Source organism: Xenophilus arseniciresistens (assembly GCF_028023875.1).
Taxonomy (GTDB): domain Bacteria; phylum Pseudomonadota; class Gammaproteobacteria; order Burkholderiales; family Burkholderiaceae_C; genus Xenophilus; species Xenophilus arseniciresistens.
Genome location: NZ_JAQIPB010000012.1, coordinates 52144 through 74562 on the forward strand (window position 1 = coordinate 52144; position 22419 = coordinate 74562).

At 69.7% G+C, this 22419-nt stretch carries 19 protein-coding genes; 17 read left to right on the top strand and 2 right to left on the bottom strand.

The window, feature by feature from the left end:
* The first annotated feature begins 21 nt into the window (after nucleotides 1-21).
* The 10 genes from atpA (at nucleotide 22) to PGB34_RS21040 (ending at nucleotide 11592) form a co-directional block, all read left to right on the top strand.
* Complete coding sequence (atpA, locus tag PGB34_RS20995) at nucleotides 22-1575, top strand: F0F1 ATP synthase subunit alpha (protein WP_271430059.1); 1554 nt, start codon at nucleotides 22-24, stop codon at nucleotides 1573-1575.
* Nucleotides 1576-1610: 35 nt separating this feature from the next.
* Nucleotides 1611-2489 (top strand): F0F1 ATP synthase subunit gamma, encoded by an 879-nt coding sequence (gene atpG, locus PGB34_RS21000; protein ID WP_271430060.1) that lies wholly within the window; start codon nucleotides 1611-1613, stop codon nucleotides 2487-2489.
* 46 nt (nucleotides 2490-2535) lie between these two features.
* Nucleotides 2536-3942: a F0F1 ATP synthase subunit beta gene (gene atpD, locus PGB34_RS21005; protein ID WP_271430061.1), complete on the top strand. Its 1407-nt coding sequence runs from the start codon at nucleotides 2536-2538 to the stop codon at nucleotides 3940-3942.
* 125 nt (nucleotides 3943-4067) lie between these two features.
* Nucleotides 4068-4487 (top strand): F0F1 ATP synthase subunit epsilon, encoded by a 420-nt coding sequence (locus PGB34_RS21010; protein WP_271430062.1) that lies wholly within the window; start codon nucleotides 4068-4070, stop codon nucleotides 4485-4487.
* A 292-nt stretch (nucleotides 4488-4779) separates the two neighbouring features.
* Nucleotides 4780-5952 (top strand): ROK family protein, encoded by a 1173-nt coding sequence (locus PGB34_RS21015; protein ID WP_271430166.1) that lies wholly within the window; start codon nucleotides 4780-4782, stop codon nucleotides 5950-5952.
* Nucleotides 5953-5960: 8 nt separating this feature from the next.
* A complete protein-coding gene (locus PGB34_RS21020) occupies nucleotides 5961-7484 on the top strand; it encodes a sugar ABC transporter ATP-binding protein (RefSeq protein ID WP_271430063.1) in 1524 nt (507 codons plus the stop codon).
* Nucleotides 7471-8499 carry an ABC transporter permease gene (locus PGB34_RS21025; RefSeq protein WP_271430064.1) on the top strand — a complete coding sequence of 343 codons (1029 nt, stop codon included), beginning with the start codon at nucleotides 7471-7473 and terminating at the stop codon, nucleotides 8497-8499. Before PGB34_RS21020 ends, PGB34_RS21025 begins: the two co-directional genes overlap by 14 nt.
* Before the next feature lie 160 nt (nucleotides 8500-8659).
* A complete protein-coding gene (locus tag PGB34_RS21030) occupies nucleotides 8660-9622 on the top strand; it encodes a substrate-binding domain-containing protein (RefSeq protein WP_271430065.1) in 963 nt (320 codons plus the stop codon).
* A gap of 50 nt (nucleotides 9623-9672) precedes the next feature.
* The gene (locus PGB34_RS21035) at nucleotides 9673-10851 is read left to right on the top strand and encodes a Gfo/Idh/MocA family protein (RefSeq protein ID WP_271430066.1); all 1179 of its coding nucleotides are present in this window, start codon (nucleotides 9673-9675) and stop codon (nucleotides 10849-10851) included.
* Nucleotides 10852-11004: 153 nt separating this feature from the next.
* The gene (locus PGB34_RS21040; RefSeq protein WP_271430067.1) at nucleotides 11005-11592 is read left to right on the top strand and encodes a DUF3617 domain-containing protein; all 588 of its coding nucleotides are present in this window, start codon (nucleotides 11005-11007) and stop codon (nucleotides 11590-11592) included.
* Nucleotides 11593-11598: 6 nt separating this feature from the next.
* On the opposite strand, the gene PGB34_RS21045 is transcribed toward PGB34_RS21040, so the two are convergent.
* Complete coding sequence (locus tag PGB34_RS21045; RefSeq protein ID WP_271430068.1) at nucleotides 11599-12066, bottom strand: hemerythrin domain-containing protein; 468 nt, start codon at nucleotides 12064-12066, stop codon at nucleotides 11599-11601.
* Between the two features lie 161 nt (nucleotides 12067-12227).
* Between PGB34_RS21045 and PGB34_RS21050 the strand changes: the two genes are divergently transcribed.
* From PGB34_RS21050 to PGB34_RS21070, 5 genes are all read left to right on the top strand, one after another.
* The gene (locus PGB34_RS21050; RefSeq protein ID WP_271430069.1) at nucleotides 12228-13292 is read left to right on the top strand and encodes a ligase-associated DNA damage response exonuclease; all 1065 of its coding nucleotides are present in this window, start codon (nucleotides 12228-12230) and stop codon (nucleotides 13290-13292) included.
* Nucleotides 13289-14935 (top strand): ATP-dependent DNA ligase, encoded by a 1647-nt coding sequence (locus tag PGB34_RS21055; protein WP_271430070.1) that lies wholly within the window; start codon nucleotides 13289-13291, stop codon nucleotides 14933-14935. Before PGB34_RS21050 ends, PGB34_RS21055 begins: the two co-directional genes overlap by 4 nt.
* Nucleotides 14932-17529: a ligase-associated DNA damage response DEXH box helicase gene (locus PGB34_RS21060; protein WP_271430071.1), complete on the top strand. Its 2598-nt coding sequence runs from the start codon at nucleotides 14932-14934 to the stop codon at nucleotides 17527-17529. Before PGB34_RS21055 ends, PGB34_RS21060 begins: the two co-directional genes overlap by 4 nt.
* A gap of 81 nt (nucleotides 17530-17610) precedes the next feature.
* Entirely contained in the window at nucleotides 17611-18327 is a 717-nt protein-coding gene (pdeM, locus tag PGB34_RS21065) for a ligase-associated DNA damage response endonuclease PdeM (protein WP_271430072.1), read from the top strand.
* Nucleotides 18324-18905 (top strand): cyclic nucleotide-binding domain-containing protein, encoded by a 582-nt coding sequence (locus PGB34_RS21070; protein ID WP_271430073.1) that lies wholly within the window; start codon nucleotides 18324-18326, stop codon nucleotides 18903-18905. The genes pdeM and PGB34_RS21070 overlap by 4 nt, the downstream gene beginning before the upstream one ends.
* Here the strand turns inward: PGB34_RS21070 and PGB34_RS21075 are convergent.
* Nucleotides 18884-19843 (bottom strand): LysR family transcriptional regulator, encoded by a 960-nt coding sequence (locus PGB34_RS21075; protein WP_408647935.1) that lies wholly within the window; start codon nucleotides 19841-19843, stop codon nucleotides 18884-18886. The genes PGB34_RS21070 and PGB34_RS21075 overlap by 22 nt on opposite strands.
* A gap of 66 nt (nucleotides 19844-19909) precedes the next feature.
* Here PGB34_RS21075 and PGB34_RS21080 point away from each other — a divergent pair, with 66 nt between their 5' ends.
* Both PGB34_RS21080 and PGB34_RS21085 read left to right on the top strand, forming a co-directional pair.
* Nucleotides 19910-21406 (top strand): amidase, encoded by a 1497-nt coding sequence (locus PGB34_RS21080; protein WP_271430074.1) that lies wholly within the window; start codon nucleotides 19910-19912, stop codon nucleotides 21404-21406.
* 7 nt (nucleotides 21407-21413) lie between these two features.
* A complete protein-coding gene (locus PGB34_RS21085) occupies nucleotides 21414-22403 on the top strand; it encodes a Bug family tripartite tricarboxylate transporter substrate binding protein (RefSeq protein ID WP_271430075.1) in 990 nt (329 codons plus the stop codon).
* Nucleotides 22404-22419: the final 16 nt, after the last annotated feature.

A 22419-nucleotide genomic window follows, 5' to 3' on the forward strand; every position in this document is an offset into this window, starting at 1 on the left:
GATTGAAAGAAGGAAAGAGTCATGCAACTCAATCCCGCAGAAATTTCCGAGCTGATCAAGAGCCGCATCGAAGGCCTGGGCGTCAGCGCCGACATCCGCAATGAAGGCACCGTGATCTCGGTGACCGACGGCATCGTGCGCATCCACGGCGTGTCCGACGTGATGCAGGGCGAAATGCTCGAGTTCCCCGCCACCGCCAGCGGCCAGCCCACCTACGGCCTGGCACTGAACCTCGAGCGCGACTCCGTCGGCGCCGTGATTCTGGGCGAGTACGAGCACATCTCCGAAGGCGACACCGTCAAGTGCACGGGCCGCATTCTGGAAGTGCCCGTCGGCCCCGAGCTGATCGGCCGCGTGGTGAACGCACTGGGCCAGCCCATCGACGGCAAGGGTCCCGTCAACGCCAAGCTGACGGACGTGATCGAGAAGGTCGCGCCGGGCGTGATCGCCCGCAAGTCCGTGGACCAGCCCATGCAGACGGGCCTGAAGTCCATCGACTCGATGGTGCCCGTGGGCCGTGGCCAGCGCGAGCTGATCATCGGCGACCGCCAGACCGGCAAGACTGCCGTGGCCGTCGACACGATCATCAACCAGAAGGGTCAGAACATGACCTGCGTCTACGTCGCGATCGGCCAGAAGGCTTCGTCGATCAAGAACGTGGTGCGTGCTCTGGAACAGGCCGGCGCGATGGACTACACCATCGTCGTGGCTGCCTCGGCTTCCGAATCCGCTGCCATGCAGTACGTGTCGGCCTACTCGGGCTGCACGATGGGCGAGTACTTCCGCGACCGCGGCCAGGACGCCCTGATCATTTACGACGACCTGTCCAAGCAGGCCGTGGCCTACCGTCAGGTCTCGCTGCTGCTGCGCCGCCCGCCGGGCCGCGAAGCCTACCCCGGCGACGTGTTCTATCTGCACAGCCGTCTGCTGGAGCGCGCAGCCCGCGTGAACGCCGACTACGTCGAAGCCTTCACCAAGGGTGAAGTCAAGGGCAAGACCGGTTCGCTGACGGCACTGCCGATCATCGAAACGCAAGCCGGTGACGTGTCCGCCTTCGTGCCGACCAACGTGATCTCGATCACCGACGGTCAGATCTTCCTGGAAACCTCGCTGTTCAACGCTGGCATCCGCCCCGCCATCAACGCCGGTATCTCGGTGTCGCGCGTGGGTTCGTCGGCGCAGACCAAGGTGATCAAGGGCCTGTCGGGCGGTATCCGTACCGACCTCGCGCAGTACCGTGAACTGGCTGCCTTCGCGCAGTTCGCTTCCGATCTGGACGCATCGACCAAGAAGCAGCTGGACCGCGGCGCCCGCGTGACCGAACTGCTCAAGCAGGCCCAGTACAGCCCGCTGCCCATCTCGCTGATGGGTGCCTCGCTGTTCGCCGTGAACAAGGGCTTCATGGACGATCTGGACGTCAAGAAGGTTCTGCCCTTCGAGCACGGCCTGCATCAGTTCCTCAAGACCAGCCACGCTGCGCTGCTGGACAAGATCGAACAGGCCAAGGCGCTGGACAAGGATGCCGAGGCCGAACTGACGGCCGCGATCACCGCGTTCAAGAAGTCCTTCGCCTGATGGCGGCCCAACGGTACAAGGCTTAAGGAGCATCGATGGCAGCCGGCAAGGAAATCCGCGGCAAGATCAAATCGGTGGAGAACACCAAGAAGATCACCAAGGCCATGGAAATGGTGGCCGCGTCGAAGATGCGCAAGGCGCAGGACCGCATGCGGTCGGCCCGTCCCTACGCTGACAAGGTGCGCACCATCGCCGCGCACCTGAGCCAGGCCAATCCCGAGTACACCCACGCCTTCATGAAGACCAACGACGCCAAGGTCGCTGGCTTCATCGTGGTGACGACGGACAAGGGCCTGTGCGGTGGCATGAACACCAACGTGCTGCGGGCCGTCACGGCCAAGCTGCGCGAGCTGCAGTCGGCCGGCGTGTCGGCTGAAGCGGTGGCCATCGGCAACAAGGGTCTGGGCTTCCTCACGCGCATCGGCGCGAAGGTGGTCTCTCACGCCACGCAGCTGGGCGACACGCCGCACCTGGACAAGCTCATCGGGCCGGTCAAGGTGCTGCTGGACGCCTATGCGGAAGGCAAGATCAATGCGGTCTACCTGAGCTACACCAAGTTCATCAACACGATGCGCCAGGAGTCGGTGGTCGAACAGCTTCTGCCGCTGAGCGCTGACGCGCTGCAGGTCGAGAAGACCAGCGGCCACAGCTGGGACTACATCTACGAGCCCGACGCGCAGACCGTCATCGACGAACTGCTGGTGCGCTACGTGGAGTCGCTGGTCTACCAGGCCGTGGCCGAGAACATGGCTTCGGAGCAGTCGGCGCGCATGGTGGCCATGAAGGCTGCCACGGACAACGCGGGCAACGTGATCAACGAGCTCAAGCTGGTCTACAACAAGACCCGCCAGGCCGGCATCACGAAGGAGCTGTCGGAAATCGTGTCGGGCGCGGCTGCGGCCACCGGCAACTGATTCCGGGCTTCCGGCAAACATTCAAGACAAATTACTGGAGCAGAACATGGCTCAGGCTCAAGGAACAATCGTTCAATGTATCGGCGCCGTGGTCGACGTGGAATTCCCGCGTGACCAGATGCCCAAGGTCTACGACGCCCTCAAGTTCGAAGGCGGCGCACTGACGCTGGAAGTGCAGCAGCAGCTCGGTGACGGCGTGGTCCGCACCATCGCCCTGGGTTCGTCCGACGGTCTGCGTCGCGGCCTGAAGGTCACGAACACCGACGCGCCTATCACCGTGCCCGTGGGCAAGGCCACGCTGGGCCGCATCATGGACGTGCTGGGCAGCCCCATCGACGAACGCGGTGACGTGGACCAGGCCCTGACGGCCTCCATCCACCGCAAGGCACCGGCTTATGACGAGCTGTCGCCTTCGCAGGAGCTGCTGGAAACCGGCATCAAGGTGATCGACCTGGTGTGCCCGTTCGCCAAGGGCGGCAAGGTGGGCCTGTTCGGTGGTGCCGGCGTGGGCAAGACCGTGAACATGATGGAACTCATCAACAACATCGCCAAGGCCCACAGCGGTCTGTCGGTGTTCGCTGGTGTGGGCGAGCGCACCCGCGAAGGCAACGACTTCTATCACGAGATGGCCGACTCCGGCGTCGTGAACCTGGAGAACCTGCCCGAGTCCAAGGTGGCCATGGTCTACGGCCAGATGAACGAGCCCCCGGGCAACCGTCTGCGCGTGGCCCTGACCGGCCTGACCATCGCCGAGTCCTTCCGCGACGAAGGCAAGGACGTGCTGTTCTTCGTGGACAACATCTACCGCTACACGCTGGCCGGTACCGAAGTGTCCGCACTGCTGGGCCGCATGCCTTCCGCGGTGGGCTACCAGCCCACGCTGGCCGAGGAAATGGGCCGCCTGCAAGAGCGCATCACCTCGACCAAGGTCGGCTCGATCACCTCCATCCAGGCCGTGTACGTGCCTGCCGATGACTTGACCGACCCCTCGCCTGCCACCACCTTCGCCCACCTGGACTCCACCGTGGTGCTGTCGCGTGACATCGCTTCGCTGGGCATCTACCCCGCCGTGGACCCGCTGGACTCGACCTCGCGCCAGCTGGACCCGAACGTGGTTGGTGAAGAGCACTACAACGTGGCCCGCGCCGTGCAGGGCACGCTGCAGCGCTACAAGGAACTGCGCGACATCATCGCCATTCTGGGCATGGACGAACTGGCGCCGGAAGACAAGCTGGCCGTGGCCCGCGCCCGCAAGATCCAGCGTTTCCTGTCGCAGCCCTTCCACGTGGCCGAAGTGTTCACGGGCTCGCCCGGCAAGTACGTGCCGCTGTCGGAAACCATCCGCGGCTTCAAGATGATCGTGAACGGCGAGTGCGACCACCTGCCGGAGCAGGCCTTCTACATGGTCGGGACCATCGACGAAGCCATCGAAAAGGGCAAAAAGCTCGCCTGAGCGGCGCATACGGGCAGCCCGCGTCGTTGCCGTGCTCGCCGTACTGACGTACGGCTGTGCGCGGCGCCTAGCGGGCCCTCCCGTCTGCTTGCTCATCCGAACTTTTTGATTCCAAGGAAACGCATATGGCCAACACCATTCAAGTCGATGTCGTCAGCGCAGAAGAGTCGATCTTCTCGGGACAGGCGCGCTTCGTGGCGCTGCCCGGTGAAGCCGGCGAGCTCGGCATCTATCCGCGCCACACGCCGCTGATCACGCGCATCCGCCCGGGTGCCGTGCGCATCGAGACGGCCGAAGGCAACGAAGAGTTCGTGTTCGTGGCCGGCGGCATTCTGGAAGTGCAACCCGACGCCGTGACCGTGCTGTCCGACACCGCGATCCGCGGCAAGGACTTGGACGACGAGAAGGCGAACAAGGCCAAGGCCGCCGCCGAGGAAGCGCTCAAGAACGCCAAGAGCGACATCGACATCGCCATGGCCCAGTCCGAGCTGGCCGTGATGGCCGCCCAGATCGCCGCGCTGCGCAAGTTCCGCCAGAAGAAGTGAGCGTGCGGGCGGCCCTCGCGCTGCCTTCACCGTTCCACCGCCTTCGGGCCAGAAGCCAGTCAGTTCGCTGACTGGCTTTTCTTTTTTCCGGCCAGCCGGCAAATGCGGCTGCAAAGTGCTCTGTGGCTTTCGATTCAACTTCGACCTAAAAATGTTCAAAGTTGAACCTTGATTGCTTGAAGTCGACTGCCTAGCATCCGTGCACCGCCGCAGCCTTCGGGCCTGCGGCATCCCAAAGAACGCACGGAGACAAGACGGCGTGGCACCCTGGAACGGCCTTTCCGCGGGCGAGCTGGAACTGCTGTCGACCACCTTCTGGTCGGCCGGAGGTTCGCGCCATGGCATGGCCGAACGGCTGGGCTATTCGCGTAGCAAGGCCAATGCGCTGATCGCGGGCCTGCTCGAGCAGGGGCTCCTGACCGAAGCCGGCCCGCGCGCCTCCACGGGCGGTCGCCGCCCCGAGCATCTGCGCCTGCATGCCGACCTGGGCGTGCTGCTGGCGGCAGACATCGGCGCCACCAGCCTCGATCTGGCCGTGCTGCAGCCCGACCTCACGGTGCTCGCGCGCCATGGCGAAGCCATCGACGTGCGCGACGGCCCTGGCGTGGTGCTGGCCCGCGTGCGCCAGCGACTGCGCGAGCTGCTGCAAAAGCAGGGCGTCGCGCCGCGGCGCGTACTGGGCATTGGCATGGGCGTGCCGGGGCCCGTGAACTTCGGCGCCGGCCAGCTCGTGAACCCGCCGCTGATGCCGGGCTGGGACAGCTTCTCGATCCGCGACTACCTGCGCGAGGACTACGCGGCCCCGGTCTTCGTGGACAACGACGTCAACCTCATGGCGCTGGGTGAGCTGTGGCGCCTGCAGCGCCAGCTTCCCAACTTCCTCGTGATCAAGGTGGGCACGGGCATCGGCTGCGGCATCGTGTGCCATGGCGAGGTGTACCGCGGCGCCGCCGGCTCGGCCGGCGACGTGGGCCACATCTGCGTGGACCAGCAGGGGCCGCGCTGCCACTGCGGCAACGTGGGCTGCGTGGAGGCCATGGCCGCCGGCCCGGCCATCGTGCGCATGGCCCAGGCCGCGGCCGAGCGCGGCGAATCCCCCGCGCTGGCCGCCGTGCTGCGCAACCAGGGCCGCATCGAGGCCATCGACGTGGGCCATGCCAGCCGCGCGGGCGATGCTTCGGCCAACGCCATCATCCAGCGCGCCGGCAACCTGATCGGGCAGATGCTGGCTTCGGTGGTGAACTTCTTCAACCCCTCGCATGTGTTCATCGGCGGGGGCATCACGCAGATCGGGCCGCTGTTCCTGGCGGCCGTGCGCCATAGCGTCTACCAGCGCTCGCTGGCCCTGTCCACGCGGCATCTGGAGATCCAGTACACGCCGCTGGGCACCGAGGCCGGCGTGGTCGGCGCCGGCGTGCTGGCCATGCACGAAACGCTCAAGGCGCGCGGCGTCGCACCCACATGAGTTCGCCCATGCACACAGACTCCAAGCCCACGGTGAGCGTCGAGTTCGACGGCATCCGCAAGTCCTTCGGCCCGGTGCAGGTGCTGCATGGCGTGAGCTTTGCGCTGCCGCCGGGCCGCGTGGTCGGCCTGCTGGGCGAGAACGGCGCGGGCAAGTCCACCCTGATGAAGATCCTGGCCGGCTACGAGGCACCTACGGGCGGCGAGCTGCGCATCAACGGCCAGGCCCGCCAGTTCCAGGGCTCGCGCGAGGCCGAGGCGCTGGGCATCGTGCTGATCCACCAGGAATTCAACCTCGCCGAAGACCTGAGCATCGCCGACAACATCTTCCTGGGCCACGAAAAGCGCAAAGGTCTTTTCCTGGACGACCGCGCGATGCATGCCGAAGCTGCCGCGGCCCTGGCCCAGGTGGGCCTGCAGGTCGATCCGGCCACCAAGGTGCGCCGCCTCATCGTGGCTGAAAAGCAGTTGGTGGAAATCGCCAAGGCACTGGCCCGGCGCGCGCGCCTGCTGATCATGGACGAGCCCACGGCCACGCTCACGCCGGGCGAGACCGAGCGGCTGTTCCGGCTCATCGCCCAGCTTCGGGCCGACGGCGTGACCATCGTCTACATCTCCCACAAGCTCGACGAGGTGGAGCGCGTGACCGACGAGGTGGTGGTGATGCGCGATGGCCGCTTCGTCACGCGCGAGGCCACTGAGAAGCTCACGCGCCACCAGATGGCCAACCTGATGGTGGGGCGCGAGATCGCCGACCTGTACCCGCCGCGCGACCCCGTGGCCACCGACCGCGCCCCCGCGCTGCGCGTGCGCGGCTTCAGCGTGCCGGGCTGGGCGCAGCAGGTGGACTTCGAGGTGCGGCCGGGCGAGATCCTGGGCTTCGCGGGCCTGGTGGGCGCGGGCCGCACCGAGCTTTTCGAAGGCCTGCTGGGCCTGCGCCCCGCGAGCGGCGACGTGCAGCTGCAGGGGCAGGAGGTGCAGCTGCGCTCGCCGCGCCAGGCCGCCGACCGCGGCCTGACCTACCTCAGCGAAGACCGCAAGGGCAAGGGCCTGCACGTGGCCTTCGGCCTGCGCCAGAACCTCACGCTGATGGCGCTGCAGCGCCACGCACAACCCTGGCTGCAGCCGGCCAGCGAACGCGCGGCGCTGGACGCGGCGGTGAAGGACTTCGGCATCCGCACCGGCTCGCTGGAGGTGCGCGCGGCCTCGCTGTCGGGCGGCAACCAGCAGAAGCTGGCGCTGGCCAAGGTGTTGCACCCGCAGCCCAAGGTGGTGGTGCTCGACGAGCCCACGCGCGGCGTGGACGTGGGCGCCAAGCGCGACATCTACTTCCTCATCCAGCGGCTGGCGCGCGAAGGCCTGGCCGTGATCGTCATCTCCTCCGAACTCATGGAACTGATCGGCCTGGCGCACCGCGTGGCCGTGATGCGCGCGGGCCGGCTGGTCGCCACGCTGCCCGCCGAGCACCTGAGCGAGGAGCAACTCATTGCGCACGCCACCGGCACTGCCGCCCCAGACCATGTCCCAGCCTGACCCGACCCCCACCTCCGCGGCCGCCGAAGGCGCCGCGCACCGCGCCGACACCGCACCGCGCTGGACCGAGCGCCTGCACGGCCTGGGCCCGATCATCGGCCTGGTGCTGCTGTGCATCGCGGGCGCGCTGCTCAACAGCGACTTCGCCACGCCCGAGAACGCGATGAACGTGCTCACGCGCACGGCCTTCATCGGCATCATCGCGGTGGGCATGTGCTTCGTCATCATCTCCGGCGGCATCGACCTGTCGGTGGGCTCGATGGCGGCGCTGATCGCCGGCAGCGTGATCATGTTCATCAACTGGGCCGGCCCGGCCAGCGGCTCGCCGCTGATGGCGGTGGTGATGGGCGCGGCGCTGGCCGTGGTGCTGGGCGCGGTCTTCGGCCTGGCGCACGGGCTGCTCATCACCAAGGGCCGCATCGAGCCTTTCATCGTCACGCTGGGCACGCTGGGCATCTTCCGCGCCTACCTGACCTACTTCGCCGACGGCGGCGCGCTCACGCTCGACAACGAGTTCGCCGATCTCTACGCACCCGTGTACTACGGCAGCCTGCTGGGCATCCCGGTGCCGGTGTGGATCTTCGCGCTGGTGGCGGTCATCGGCGGCGTGATCCTCAACCGCACCGCCTACGGGCGCTACGTGCAGGCCATCGGCTCCAACGAGCAGGTGGCGCGCTACGCGGCCGTGGACGTGGACCGCGTGAAGATCCTCACCTATGCGCTGCTGGGCGTGTGCGTGGGCATTGCCACGCTGCTGTACGTGCCGCGCCTGGGTTCGGCCTCGCCCACCACCGGCCTGCTGTGGGAGCTGGAGGCCATCGCCGCGGTGATCGTGGGCGGCACCGCACTCAAGGGCGGCGCGGGCAGCATCACCGGCACCGTGGTGGGAGCCATCCTGCTCTCGGTCATCAGCAACATCCTGAACCTCACCAGCATCATCAGCGTGTACCTCAACGCCGCGGTGCAGGGCTTCGTGATCATCATCGTCGCCTTCCTGCAGCGCGGGAAGCGCTAGAAACATGGCCCCCCAGCTTTTCACTCCCTTCGGTCGTGTAACGCCACCCCCCGAGGGGGAGGCGCGGCCGGCTTGGGGCGGCCCGGCGCTCGGCCGCGTCGCGCCTTCCAACTGTTTCGTCCGTTCCCGTTCCAGTTCCAACCCCAAGGAGACATCCCGCATGAGCACCATCACCCGTCGCCTGGCGCTGAGCGCCGTTGCCGCCGCCACCTTCGCCAGCCTGCCCGCGCTGGCCGCCGAAAAAGTGAACCTCGGCGTGTCCATCCCGGCCGCCACCCACAGCTTCATGGGCGGCATCAACTACTGGGCCAACCAGGCCAAGAAGGACCTGGAGAAGCAGCACAAGGACCTGAAGATCACCATCAAGACGGCCGCCAACGCGCCCGAGCAGGCCAACCAGCTGCAGGACCTGTCCAGCGTCACCAAGATCAACGCGCTGGTGGTGTTCCCCTTCGAATCGGCCGCGCTGACCAAGCCGGTGGCGCAGGTGAAGGCCAAGGGCGCCTACGTGACGGTGGTGGACCGCGGCCTGACCGACACCAGCGCGCAGGACGCCTACGTGGCCGGCGACAACACCGCCTTCGGCAAGGTGCCGGCCGAATACATCGCCAAGAAGCTCAATGGCAAGGGCAACGTGGTGGCGCTGCGCGGCATCGCGACGACGCTGGACAACGAGCGCATGGACGCCTTCAACAGCGTGCTCAAGAACTACCCCGACATCAAGCTGCTGGATGCCAAGTACGCCAACTGGAACCGCGACGACGCCTTCAAGGTCACGCAGGACTACCTGACGCGCTTCAAGGAGATCGACGCCATCTGGGCGGCCGACGACGACATGGCCGTGGGCGTGCTGCGCGCCATCGAACAGGCCAAGCGCACCGACATCAAGATCGTCTTCGGCGGCGCCGGCGCCAAGGGCATGGTCAAGTCCATCATGGACGGCAAGGACCCGCGCCTGACCGCCGACGTGAGCTACTCGCCCAAGTTCATCTACGACGCGATCAAGCTCACGGCCGAGGCGCGGCTCAAGGGCGAGAAGCTGCCCGCCACCACCATCATCCCCTCGGTGCTGATCACCAAGGACAACGCCAAGGACTTCTACCACCCGAACTCGCCGTTCTGATGGCGGGCGCCGCGCGCGCCCATTCCTTCCCTTTCCCACGCCACGTTCCGATGACTGCACCTGCCGACCCCTCGCACCGCCCGCTTCGCTATGCCATGGTGGGCGGCGGGCAGGGCGCCTTCATCGGTGCCGTGCATCGCCATGCGCTGGCGCTGGATGGCCAGGCGCAGCTGGTGGCCGGCGCGCTCTCGTCCACGCCCGAGAAGGCGCGGGCTTCGGGTCGTGCGCTGGGCCTGGCCGAAGGCCGCAACCACGCCGACTGGCAGGCCCTGCTGGCCGACGAGCTGCAGCGGCCGGCCCATGAGCGCGTGGACTTCGTGGTCATCGTCACGCCCAACCATGTGCACTTCCCGGTGGCGCAGGCCTTCGTGCAGGCGGGCTTTCATGTGGTGTGCGACAAGCCGCTCGTGCACAGCAGCGAGCAGGCCCAGGCGCTGGTGGAGGCCGTGGCGCGGCAGGGCACCGTCTTCGGCGTGACCTACAACTACAGCGGCTACCCCATGGTGCGGCAGGCGCGCGACATGGTGCGCGCGGGCGAGCTGGGCACCGTGCGCAAGGTGGTGGTCGAGTACACCCAGGGCTGGCTGGCCACGGCGCTGGAAGGCGAGGGCAACAAGCAGGCCGGCTGGCGCACCGACCCGGCCCGCAGCGGCCTGGCCGGCGCCATCGGCGACATCGGCTCGCATGCCGAGAACCTGGTCGCCACCGTCACCGGGCTGCAGATCGAATCGCTGTGCGCCGACCTGGGCGCGCTGGTGCCGGGCCGCGCGCTGGACGACGACGCCAGCCTGCTGCTGCGCTTCAAAGGCGGTGCGCGCGGCGTGCTGCTGGCATCGCAGATCAGCACCGGCAAGGAAAACGACCTGCGCCTGCGCGTGAGCGGCACGCGCGGCACGCTGGAGTGGCGCCAGGAGCAGCCCAGCGAGCTGCGGCACTGGCCGCTGGACGGCCCGCTGCGCGTGCTCACGCGCGGTGCGCCCTGGCTCAGCCCTTCGGCGCAGCGTGCCAGCCGCATCCCGGCCGGCCACCCGGAGGGCTTCATCGAAGCCTTTGCCAACGTGTATGCGGGCGTGATCGCCGACATCCGCGCGCACCAGGCGGGCCACGCGGCCGATCCGCTGGCGGCCGACTACCCGCGCGTGGAAGACGGCGCGCGCGGCGTGCGCTTCATCGAACGCACCGTGGCCTCCGCCGCCAGCGCGCAGAAGTGGACGCCGTTTGAGGGCTGACCAGCCCCGGCCCGCTTCGCGTTGATGGTCGCGCACAGGTTCTAAGCCGAAGGCGCTAGAGTCCCGCGCGCCACTGCCGAAGGCTCTATTGGTCGCCCTGGCCGGCGGCGCAAGAATGCCTGCTCCTTCGCTGCCACCTGCCAGGAGCCCGCCATGAGCGCCTCTGCCCGCCCTTTGCGCCTTGCACTCTCCTCACTGGCCCCGGGCCTGCTGGCCGCTGCGCTGCTGGTGCCCGCGGCGCAGGCCGGCCCCAGCTTTCCGCCGCGCAAGCCCGGGCTGTGGGAGATGCAGATGGGCCAGGTGGAAGGCGCCAAGGGCCCGATGGTGGTGATGCACTGCGTGGACGCTGCCACCGACAAGCTGATGCAGGACTTCGGCAACCAGCAGCCCAAGATGAACCGCAAGGCCTGCAAGGAAGAAACGCGCAACGAGGCCGGCAAGATGATGGTGCACCGCGAGACCTGCCAGGAGGGCGCCACCAAGGTCAACACCCACGTGGTCATCAGCGGCAACTTCGACAGCCACTACAGCGTGCAGTCCACCACCACCTACGAGCCCCCGCGCCCGGGCCGCGCCACGCAGGACATGCGCATGGAAGCCACCTGGAAGGGGCCGTGCACGGCCGGCCAGAAGCCTGGCGACATGGTCATGCCCGGCGGCATGAAGATGAACGTGATCGAGCTGATGAAGATGGCGCCAGCCGCTGCCGCCGCAGCCGGCGCGCGGGCGCCGGCCCGCTGAGCCCGTTCAGGCGGGCGCGGCCAGCTGCTGCTGCATGCGCGAGAAATCGCGCTGGTACTGGCGCGCCAGCCGGGTCTTCTGGCTGTCCGACAGCAGCTTGCCCGAGACCTGGAAGAAGCGCCTTTCCTCTTCGCGCAGATGGTGGTGCACCTTGCGCGAAAGCGCGCGCGCCGTGTTCATCCAGCCGCGTGCATCGCAATCGTTCTTCTGCAGCTCTTCCACCAGCTCGTCGAGCTGGTGGTGCTCGTGCAGCGCGTGGCGCGAGGCATCCAGTCCCAGGTCATGCATCAGCATGGGCACATAGAGGTAGCGCTCTTCAGCGGCCTCATGCGCGGCCAGTTCCACGCACAGTGCATCGAACAGCGCCTTGCGCGCGGGGCCGGGCTGGCTGCGCAGCAAACGGCGGCACAGGCTGCGCTGTGTTTCATGGCTGGCCCGAAGGGCGTCGTAGATGGTTTCTTGTGCTTGTTGCATCGTGGCTTTTCTTGGCGGTTGCCTGCGGGTTGGCCTGGGCTCAAGCGTAGGCAGCAAGGGCGCGCATGCGGGCGGGGCATCTGCGCACGGCTTTGTAGGCTGCCCGCGCAATCGAATGGCCAGGCCGTGCAGGCTGGCGCAGCGCGCTCTAGCATGGCGCCATGCCTTCTCACGCCGCCTCCACCGATCTGGTCATCGCGCGCCCTGAAGGCCTGTACTGCCCGGCCGGCGACTTCTACATCGACCCCTGGAAGCCCGTGGCGCGCGCCGTCATCACGCACGGCCATTCGGACCACGCGCGCGTGGGCCACGCGCACTACCTGGCCCACACCGACAGCGAAGGCGTGCTGCGCCAGCGCCTGGGCGCCGACATCACGCTGCAGACGCTGCCCTACGGCCAGGCCATCGAACACCATGGCGTGCGCGTGTCGCTGCACCCGGCCGGCCACGTGCTGGGCTCGGCCCAGGTGCGGCTGGAGCACGGCGGCCAGGTGTGGGTGGCTTCCGGCGACTACAAGACCGAGCCCGACGGCACCTGCACGCCCTTCGAGCCCGTGCCCTGCCATTGCTTCATCACCGAATCGACCTTCGGCCTGCCCATCTACCGCTGGCCCACGCAGCCGCAGCTGATGAGCGAGATCAACGCGTGGTGGCGCCGCAATGCGCAGGAGGGCCGCGCCTCGGTGCTCTTCTGCTACGCCTTCGGCAAGGCGCAGCGCATCCTGCATGGGGTGGATGCAGGCATCGGCCCCATCGTCGTGCATGGCGCCGTGGAGCCGCTCAATGCGGTGTATCGCGCGGCTGGCGTCGCGCTGCCGTCCACGCTCAGGGTCACCGACCCGGGCGTGGACGCCGCGCTGCTCAGGCGCGCGCTGGTGCTCGCGCCGCCCTCGGCCCAGGGCACGCCATGGATGAAGCGCTTCGGCGCTTATGCCGATGCCTTTGCCAGTGGCTGGATGCAGCTGCGCGGCACGCGCCGGCGCCGCGGCGTGGACCGCGGCTTCGTGATGAGCGACCACGCCGACTGGCCCGGCCTGCAGCAGGCCATCGCGGGTACGGGCGCGCAGCGCGTCTTCGTCACGCACGGCAGCGTGGCCGTGCTGGTGCGCTGGCTGCGCGAGCTGGGGCTGGACGCGCAGGGTTTCAAGACCGAATACGGCGACGAGGACGACGCGGGCAGCCCCCAACCCGAACTTCCCCCGGCGGCGCAGGGAACCGCCCCGTGAAAGCCTTTGCCGCGCTGTACCGCGAGCTGGACGCCAGCACCTCCAGCCTGGCCAAGCAGGCCGCGCTGCAGCGCTACCTGCGCGCCGCGCCGCCGCAGGACGCGGCCTGGGCCGTGTACTTCCTGGCCGGTGGCAAGCCGCGCCAGCTGGTGCCCGTGAAGCTGCTTCGCCTGCTGGGCCAGGAGGCCGCGGGGCTGCCCGAATGGCTCTTCGACGAAAGCTACGAGGCCGTGGGCGACCTGGCCGAAACCATCGCGCTGCTGCTGCCCCCGCCCACCGACGCGCATGACCTGGGCCTGGCCCAGTGGGTCGAGCAGCACCTGCTGCCCCTGCGCGGCGCGCCGGCAGACGAGCTGCCCGAACGCCTGCGCGCGCAATGGCGCCAGCTCGCGCCCGATGAGCGGCTGGTGTACTTCAAGCTCATCACCGGCGCCTTCCGCGTGGGCGTGTCCAGGCTGCAGGTCACGCAGGCGCTGGCGGCCGTGGGGGGCGTCGACGCCAAGCGGGTGGCCCAGCGGCTCATGGGCTACACCCACATCGGCGCGCGGCCCGACGCGGCGGCCTATGGCGCGCTCATCGCGCCTGAAAGCGAGAGCGAGCAGAACACCCAGACCAGCGGCCAGCCCTACCCCTTCTTCCTCGCGCATCCCTTCAATGTGGAGGTGGCGCAGTTCGATGCACTGCTCGGCCCGCCCTCCGACTGGCTGGTGGAGTGGAAATGGGACGGCATCCGCGCGCAGCTGGTCAAGCGCGCGGGCCAGGTCTGGCTGTGGTCGCGCGGCGAGGAACTGGTGACCGAGCGCTTCCCCGAGCTTGCGGCGATGGGCGAGGCCCTGCCCGACGGCACGGTGCTCGACGGCGAGATCGTGGTCTGGCAGGACGGGCGCGTGCAGCCCTTCGCCGCGTTGCAAAAGCGCATTGGCCGCAAGACCCTGGGCCCCAAGCTGCTGCGCGAACTGCCCGTGGTGCTGCTGGTGTACGACATGCTCGAAGGGCAGGGCCGCGACCTGCGGCCGCTGTCGCAACGCGAGCGCCGCGCGCAGCTCGACGCGCTCGTTGCGCAACTCGCGCATCCGCTGCTCATCGCCAGCCCCGTGCTCACCGGCGCCGACTGGCCCGAGCTGGCACGTCGGCGCGAGGCCGCGCGCAGCCTCGGCGTGGAAGGCATGATGCTCAAGCGGCTCGATGCGCAGTACGGCGTGGGCCGCACCAAGGACGTGGGCGTGTGGTGGAAGTGGAAGATCGCCCCGCTGTCCATCGACGCCGTGCTGATCTACGCGCAGCGCGGCCACGGCCGCCGGGCCAGCCTTTACAGCGACTACACCTTCGCCGTGTGGGACGGCCCGCCCGAACAGGCAGACCGCAAGCTGGTGCCCTTTGCCAAGGCCTATTCGGGCCTGACCGATGCCGAGATGGCGCGCGTGGACGCCGTGATCCGCAAGACCACGGTCGAGAGCTTCGGCCCGGTGCGCAGCGTCCGGCCCACCCTGGTCTTCGAGCTGGGCTTCGAAGGCATCGCCAGGAGCACGCGGCACAAGAGCGGCATCGCCGTGCGCTTCCCGCGCATGCTGCGCTGGCGCGAAGACAAGCCCGTGCAGGAGGCCGACACGCTGCAGACGCTGGAGGCCTTGTTGCCCCCATGAGCGCAACCCGGTCGCGTCTTGCCCAGTGGTTCCAGGCGCAGGGCTGGAGCCCTTTCCCCTTCCAGGAAGAAGTCTGGCGCGCCATCGCGCAGGGCCAGTCCGGCCTGCTGCATGCGACCACGGGCGCGGGCAAGACCTATGCGGTGTGGCTGGGCGCCTTGCAGGCGCTGGTGGCGCCGCCCAGGAAAGCTGCAGCCGCGTCAGCGCCGCCGCCACCACTGACGGTGCTGTGGCTCACGCCCATGCGCGCGCTGGCGGCCGACACGCTGCGCGCACTGCAGGCGCCGATGCAGGCGCTGGCCCCGCACTGGACGGCCGGCGCGCGCAGCGGCGACACGGCCTCGGGCGAGCGCGCGCGGCAGGACCGGCGCCTGCCCACGGTGCTGGTCACCACGCCTGAAAGCCTTTCGCTGCTGCTTTCGCGCGCCGACGCGCAGGAGCTGTTCAGGCACCTGAAGCTGGTGGTGGTCGATGAATGGCATGAGCTGATGGGCAACAAGCGCGGGGTGCAGGTGCAACTGGCGCTGGCGCGCCTGCGCGGCTGGAGCCCGGCCCTGATGACCTGGGGCATGTCGGCCACGCTGGGCAATCTGGACCAGGCGCTGCAGGTGCTGCTGGGGCCGCAGGCCGGGGGCACGCTGGTGCGCGGGCAGGTGCCCAAGTCGCTGCAGATCGACACGCTGCTGCCGCCGCGCGTGGAGCGCTTTCCCTGGGGCGGGCACCTGGGCACGGCCATGCTGCCGCAGGTGATCGAGGAGATTGAAGCCAGCCGCAGCACGCTGGTGTTCACGAACACGCGCTCGCAGTCCGAGATCTGGTATCAGTCGCTGCTGGAGGCGCGGCCCGAGTGGGCGGGGCTGATCGCGCTGCACCACGGCTCGCTGGACAAGGCGGTGCGCGAGTGGGTGGAGCTGGGGCTCAAGGGTGGCACGCTGCGCGCGGTGGTCTGCACCTCCAGCCTGGACCTGGGCGTGGACTTCCTGCCCGTGGAACGCGTGCTGCAGATCGGCTCGCCCAAGGGCGTGGCGCGGCTGCTGCAGCGCGCGGGCCGCTCGGGCCATGCGCCGGGGCGGCCTTCGCGCATCACGCTGGTGCCCACGCACAGCATCGAGGTGATGGAAGGCGCGGCCGCGCGCGCCGCGGTGGCGGCCGGCCAGATCGAGGCGCGCGAGGTGCCCGCGCAGCCGCTGGACGTGCTGGTGCAGCACCTGGTGACGGTGGCGCTGGGCGGGGGCTTCGAACCCGAGGCCATGCGCGCCGAAGTGCAGCGCACGGCCGCCTATGCGCAGCTGGGCGACGCGCAATGGCAGTGGTGCCTGGACTTCGTGCGCCAGGGCGGCCCGTCGCTGGCGGCCTACCCGGACTACCGCCGCGTGGCGCCCGACGCGCAGGGCATCTGGCGCGTGCCCGATGCACGGCTGGCGCGCCGGCACCGCATGAACATCGGCACCATCGTCAGCGATGCCAGCATGCAGGTGCAGTTCGTGGGCGGCGCGCGCATCGGCACGGTGGAAGAGAGCTTTGCCGCGCGCCTCAAGCCCGGCGACTGCTTCCTCTTCGCGGGCCGGCTGCTGGAGCTGGTGCGCGTGCGCGAGATGACCGCCTGGGTGCGCCGCGCCAGCGGCGCGCGGCCCGCGGTGCCGCGCTGGAACGGCGGGCGCATGCCCATGTCCACCACTCTGGCCGATGCGCTGCTCGATCAGTTTGCGCTGGCCGAGGCCGGCCACACCGACGCCAGCCCCGAGCTGCAGGCGCTGCGCCCGCTGCTGGTGCTGCAGCAGCGCTGGTCGGGCCTGCCCGCGCCGCAGCGCCTGCTGGCCGAAACGCTGAAATCGCGCGAAGGCTGGCACCTGTTCCTCTATCCCTTCGCGGGCCGGCATGTGCATCTGGGGCTGGCCAGCCTGCTGGCCTGGCGCGTGGCGCAGGTGGCGCCGCGCACGTTCTCGATGGCCGTGAACGACTACGGGCTGGAGCTGCTTTGCGCCACCGAGGTGGACTGGCCCGCGCTGCTGCCCCAAGTGCTGGCGCCGCGCACGCAGGAGCAACTGCTGCACGAGGTGCTGGCCAGCCTCAACGCCACCGAACTGGCGCAGCGGCGCTTCAGGGAGATCGCGCGCGTGGCCGGGTTGATCTACCAGGGCTACCCCGGCGAGCGGCGCAGCAGCCGGCAGCTGCAGGCGTCTTCCTCGCTGTTCTGGGAGGTGTTCAGGCAGTACGACCCGGGCAACCAGCTGCTGGCCCAGGCCCAGTCGGAGCTGCTGGCGCAGGAGCTGGAGATCGGCCGCCTGGCCGAAACACTCGCGCGCATGGAAGGCCAGCAGTTGGCGATGCATGCGCTGGCCCGGCCCACGCCGCTGGCCTTCCCGCTGATGGTGGCGCGCTTTCGCGAGCAGCTGAGCAACGAGCGCGTGGCCGACCGCATCGCGCGCATGGTGGCCCAGTTGGAGCAGGCTGCCGGCGGCGCCGACGAAGCGCCACCGCCCGCCGAAGCGGCCAGCGCGCAGGTGCGCCAGACCCTGGCCTTCGACGGGCCCGAGTCATCGCCATCGCGCCGTGCGTCGCCGCGGCGCAATGCACGGCGCCCGCGTGGGTGATCCGCTGCGCGACTGCGCGCGTGCAACGGAGCCCGGCCTAAACTCGATGAGCCCACCCACCGTCCTTCCCGAACTGGCGACGTGTCTTCCCTGCCTTCCTTCGCCGATCCCGCCACCGTGCAGTGGGCCGGTCAACCCCTGCAGCTGCTGCCGGCGCCCGCGCTGTGGTGGCCGGCGCAGCGCATCCTCTTCGTCGCCGACCTGCACCTGGGCAAGGCCGCCAGCTACCGCGCGCTGGGCCAGCCCGTGCCGGCCGGCAGCACGGCGCGCAACCTGGCGCGGCTCGATGCCCTCATCGCCGCGCAGCAGCCCGCGCACCTGGTCTTCTTGGGCGACTTCCTGCATGCGCCCGAAGCGCGCACGCCCGCCGTGCTGCAGGCGCTGGCCGACTGGCGCGCGCGCCATGCGGCCCTGGCCATGACCCTGGTGCGCGGCAACCACGACGACCGGGCCGGCGACCCGCCGGCCGAGTTGCGGATCGAGGTGGTGGACGAGCCGCACCTGCTGGGCCCTTTTGCCGCCTGCCACCACCCGCAGACGCACCCCACGCACTTCGTGCTGGCCGGCCACGAGCATCCGGTCTGCCACCTGCAGGGCCGGGGCCGCGACCGGCTGCGCCTGCCCTGCTTCGTGCAGGACGCCGGGCGCGCCGTGCTGCCGGCCTTTGGCGAATTCACGGGCGGCTGGGCCGTGCCGCCGGCACCGGGCCGGCGCTTTCATGCGGTGGGCGACGGTGCCGTGTGGGCGCTGCCGGCGCCCGCCCGCGGCCTGCAGCCGACGACGGGAGCGGCGTCATGAGCGCGCCTGGCGCCTCGCTGACGGCGCGCGACGAGGCGGCGGCGATGCTCATGCGCAGCTCCTTCGTGGCCGGCATGGACCTGGACGAGGCGCGTCTGGTGATCGACGCGATGCGCCCCGTCTTCATGCCGGCCGGCACCGTGGTCATGCGCGAGGGCCAGACCGAAGACGCGGACTACATGGCCCTGGTGCTCGACGGCCAGGTGCGCGCCGAAAGCTCTGCCCAGGTGCCGGGCCAGGAGGTGGTGATGTCCATCATCGGCCCGGGCCAGTTGATCGGCGAGATGGGCCTGCTGGACGGCGAGCCGCGCTCGGCCACTTGCACCGCGCTGACCGACCTGCGGCTGGCCCTGCTCACGCGCGCGGCGCTGCGCCGGCTGGTGGAGGTGCAGCCGGCCGTGGCCGCGCGGCTGATGCTGGGCATCGCCGAGGCGCTGGCCGAGCGCGTGCGCGCCGGCAACCGCCGCTACCAGGCGCTGTCGCGCGTCATGCGCGCCGTGCAGCTGGAGCTGGACGCCACGCATGCCGTGAACCTGCGGCTGCTGGAGCAGCAGGATCAGGCCGCGCCGCGGCGCTGAACGGCGCTCCGCGGCGCGAGGCGCTCGCGCAGGAATTCCAGAAACGTGGCCACGCCCTCGGGCAGGGTGCGGCCCGCCAGGGTCTGCAGCTCGATGCTGCGGTTGCGCATGCCCGATTCGCGGATCTGCGCCGCATGCAGTTCGCCGCGCGCCAGCCGGCCGCGTACCGTCAATTCGCCCGAGATGGACAGCCCGCCCCCATGCAGCACGAAGCTGGTCAGCGTCTCGAACTGGTTGCTGGTGAGCACCGGCGCAAAGACCAGGCGCCGCTCGTTGCAGCCGATGTCGAAGAGCTGGCGCACCGTGTTGTCGGGCTCGGGCAGGGCGATGGGGTAGCCGTGCATCTGCGCCAGCGTGACGCTGGCATGGCGCGCCAGCGGGTGGTCGGGCCGCATGATGGCCAGCACCGGCGAGGGCTGGCGGTGCACCACCTGCAGGCCCTGTTCGGCCGATCGGCTGTAGGTCAGGCCCAGGTCCACATCGCCATGCAGCACCAAGGTGCCCACCATGGCCGGGCTGGCCGTCTGCAGGTGGAACTGAAGGCCCGGGTACAGGCCGTGGAACTCGGCGATCACCTGCGGCAAAAACTCCAGCGCAAAGCCGGCCGAACTGCCGATGCGCACGCGCCCGCGGCGCAGCCCGCGCAGGCCCTGGATGTCCGAGACCACGCGGTCGGCCTCCAGCTCGGCGCGCCGCACATGCGCGGCCAGCAGTTCGCCCGCCGCGCTGGGCACCATGCCGCGCGGGCGGCGCTCGAACAGCGGCACGTCCAGCAGGCCTTCCAGCGCCGCCACCTGCCGGCTCACGGCCGAGGGCGTCACGTTCAGGTGCAGCGCGGCCTCGCTCAGCGAGCCGCTGCGCACCACGGCCAGAAAGTAGCGCAGGGCGGTGTCCTGCAGGCCGCGGGCGGTCAGGGCGGGGTCGCGTTTGCTTTGCATATTCCGCAAAGATAACGCGAGAAATCGGCGATGGTGGAAAGGGTCATGACTGCCTATGCTGCGCTCATGCCCCTGTCTCAAACCCCTGTTGGTGGCGCCTTCGCCGGGCGCGACATTGTCGAACTCGACGCCGTCTCGCTCTCGCAGGCCATCGCCACGCGCGCCCTGTCCTGCGTGGAGCTGCTGCAGGCCTTCCTGGCGCAGATCGAGCGGCTGAACCCGCAGGTCAACGCCATCGTGGCGCCGCTGCCCACCGAAGGCCTGCTGGCGCAGGCCCGCGCGCTGGACGCCGAACTGGCGCGCGGCCGGTGGCGCGGCCCGCTGCATGGCTTCGTGCAGGCACCCAAGGACATCATGCCCGCGGCCGGCATGGTCACCACGCGTGGCTCGCCCATCTTTGCCGGGCAGGTGTCGGCCAGCGATGCGGTGGTGTTCGAGCGCATGCGCGCGGGCGGCGCGGTCTTCATCGGGCGCAGCAATTCACCCGAATTCGGACTGGGCGGCCACACCTACAACCCCGTCTACGGCACCACGCGCAACGCCTTCGAGCCCACGCGCACGGCCGGCGGCAGCAGCGGCGGCGCGGCCGTGGCCGTGGCGCTGCGCATGCTGCCGGTGGCCGACGGCTCCGACATGATGGGCTCGCTGCGCACGCCGGCGGCCTTCAACAACGTCTATGGCTTTCGCACCTCCTTCGGCCTGGTGCCGCACGGGCCGGCGGAAGAGGTCTTCGCGCAGCAGTTCAGCGTGGCCGGCCCGATGGCGCGCAACATCCCCGACCTGGCGCTGCTGCTGGGCGTGCAGGCCGGCTTCGACGCCCGGCTGCCGCTCACGCGCCGCAGCGAGGCGCCGGGCCGCTTTGCCCTGCCGCCGCCGCGCGACTGGCGCGGCGTGCGCATCGGCTGGCTGGGCGATCTGAACGGCCAGTTGCCGATGGAAGCCGGGCTGCTGCAGACCTGCAGCGGCGCGCTTGCGCACTTCGAGGCCATGGGCTGCCAGGTGCAGGCCGTCACGCCGGCCTTCGACCTCGAGCGCCTGTGGCGCGCCTGGATCGACCTGCGCAGCTTCAGCGTCAGCGGCGCCAATGCCGCGCTGGCGGCCGACGCCGCCACGCGCGCGCTGCTCAAGCCCGAGGCGCTGTGGGAGATCGAACGCGGCCTGAAGCTCACGGGGCCGCAGCTGTACGAGGCCATGAAGGTGCGCAGCGCCTGGTACCAGTGCCTGCGCGAGCTGTTCGAGCGTGTGGACTTCCTCGTCCTGCCCGCCACGCAGGTCTTTCCCTTCGATGCCGGGCTGGACTGGCCCCGCGCCATCGACGGGCGCGAGATGGACAGCTACCACCGCTGGATGCAGGCCGTGGTGCCCGCCACCATGGCCGGCCTGCCCGCGCTGGCGGCACCGGCCGGCTTCGGGCCGCAGGGGCTGCCTGCGGGCATCCAGATCATCGGCCCGGTCCAGGCCGATGCGGCCGTGCTGCAGATCGGCCATGCCTACGACCAGGCCAGCGGCCATTCGCGCGTGCGCAGCCCGCTGCTCACCCCGTCCACCCCTCCCTTTGCCTGAGTTCGCCATGACCGCAGCACTGTCCCGCAAGCAATTTCTTCAAGGCCTGGCTCTGGGCGCGCTGGCGCTGGCCGGCCCGGGCGCCCTTGCGCAAGCCCATTGGCCCGACCGGCCCGTCCGGCTGATCGTGCCCTTCGCCGCGGGCGGCGCCACCGACGTGCTGGGGCGGCTGCTGGCCACGGCGCTGGGCGAGAAGCTGGGCCAGCCCGTGGTGGTGGACAACAAGCCCGGCGCGGGCACCGTGGTGGGCGCGGCCCTGGTGGCCAAGGCGCCGGCCGACGGCTACACGCTGCTGCTGGGCTCCAACTCCACCTTCACGCTCAACCCGGCCATCCGCACCCACCTGCCGTATGACCCGCTCAAGAGCTTCACCGCGCTGGGCACGGTGGCCGACATGAGCCTGCTGCTGCTGGCCAACAACGACAGCAGCGTGCGCAGCGTGGCCGAGCTGGTGAAGCAGGCCAAGGCGGCGCCCGACAAGTTCTCCTATGGCTCCTTTGGCGCGGGCTCCTCGGTCCACTTCGGCGCCGAGATGCTCAAGAGCACGGCCGGCATCCGCATGGTGCATGTGCCCTTCAACGGCAGCGCGCCCAGCCTCACGGCGCTGATCGGCGGGCAGGTGCAGGTGTCGGTGGACACCATCGTCGCCAGCCTGCCGCAGATCCAGGCCGGCAAGGTGCGTCCGCTGGCCACGCTGGCGGCCCGCCGCCTGCCCAGCCTGCCCGACGTGCCCACCGTGGCCGAAAGCGGCTACCCGGGTTTCGAGGCCGGTTCCTGGTTCGGCCTGGTGGGCCCGGCAGGCCTGCCCGCGCCCGTCGCGCAGAAGCTGGAAAGCGCGCTGGCCGAGGTGCTGCAGCCCGCGGCGATGAAGAAGCGGCTGGTCGAACTGGGCCTGACGCCCGCCCACGGCAACGCCGCCGCCCTGCGCGCGCGCATCGAAAGCGAACTGCCGGCCATGCGCGCCGTGGCGGCGCGCGCGGACATCCGGGCGGATTGAGGGTCAGTGCCGCGCG

Excerpts from the sequence above, each read along its gene's own strand:
- atpA (WP_271430059.1), top strand. The coding sequence starts at position 22 with ATGCAACTCAATCCCGCAGAAATTTCCGAGCTGATCAAGAGCCGCATC.
- atpG (WP_271430060.1), top strand. The coding sequence starts at position 1,611 with ATGGCAGCCGGCAAGGAAATCCGCGGCAAGATCAAATCGGTGGAGAAC.
- atpD (WP_271430061.1), top strand. The coding sequence starts at position 2,536 with ATGGCTCAGGCTCAAGGAACAATCGTTCAATGTATCGGCGCCGTGGTC.
- PGB34_RS21010 (WP_271430062.1), top strand. The coding sequence starts at position 4,068 with ATGGCCAACACCATTCAAGTCGATGTCGTCAGCGCAGAAGAGTCGATC.
- PGB34_RS21020 (WP_271430063.1), top strand. The coding sequence starts at position 5,961 with ATGCACACAGACTCCAAGCCCACGGTGAGCGTCGAGTTCGACGGCATC.
- PGB34_RS21025 (WP_271430064.1), top strand. The coding sequence starts at position 7,471 with ATGTCCCAGCCTGACCCGACCCCCACCTCCGCGGCCGCCGAAGGCGCC.
- PGB34_RS21030 (WP_271430065.1), top strand. The coding sequence starts at position 8,660 with ATGAGCACCATCACCCGTCGCCTGGCGCTGAGCGCCGTTGCCGCCGCC.
- PGB34_RS21035 (WP_271430066.1), top strand. The coding sequence starts at position 9,673 with ATGACTGCACCTGCCGACCCCTCGCACCGCCCGCTTCGCTATGCCATG.
- PGB34_RS21040 (WP_271430067.1), top strand. The coding sequence starts at position 11,005 with ATGAGCGCCTCTGCCCGCCCTTTGCGCCTTGCACTCTCCTCACTGGCC.
- PGB34_RS21045 (WP_271430068.1), bottom strand. The coding sequence starts at position 12,066 with ATGCAACAAGCACAAGAAACCATCTACGACGCCCTTCGGGCCAGCCAT.
- PGB34_RS21050 (WP_271430069.1), top strand. The coding sequence starts at position 12,228 with ATGCCTTCTCACGCCGCCTCCACCGATCTGGTCATCGCGCGCCCTGAA.
- PGB34_RS21060 (WP_271430071.1), top strand. The coding sequence starts at position 14,932 with ATGAGCGCAACCCGGTCGCGTCTTGCCCAGTGGTTCCAGGCGCAGGGC.
- PGB34_RS21070 (WP_271430073.1), top strand. The coding sequence starts at position 18,324 with ATGAGCGCGCCTGGCGCCTCGCTGACGGCGCGCGACGAGGCGGCGGCG.
- PGB34_RS21075 (WP_408647935.1), bottom strand. The coding sequence starts at position 19,843 with ATGCAAAGCAAACGCGACCCCGCCCTGACCGCCCGCGGCCTGCAGGAC.
- PGB34_RS21080 (WP_271430074.1), top strand. The coding sequence starts at position 19,910 with ATGCCCCTGTCTCAAACCCCTGTTGGTGGCGCCTTCGCCGGGCGCGAC.
- PGB34_RS21085 (WP_271430075.1), top strand. The coding sequence starts at position 21,414 with ATGACCGCAGCACTGTCCCGCAAGCAATTTCTTCAAGGCCTGGCTCTG.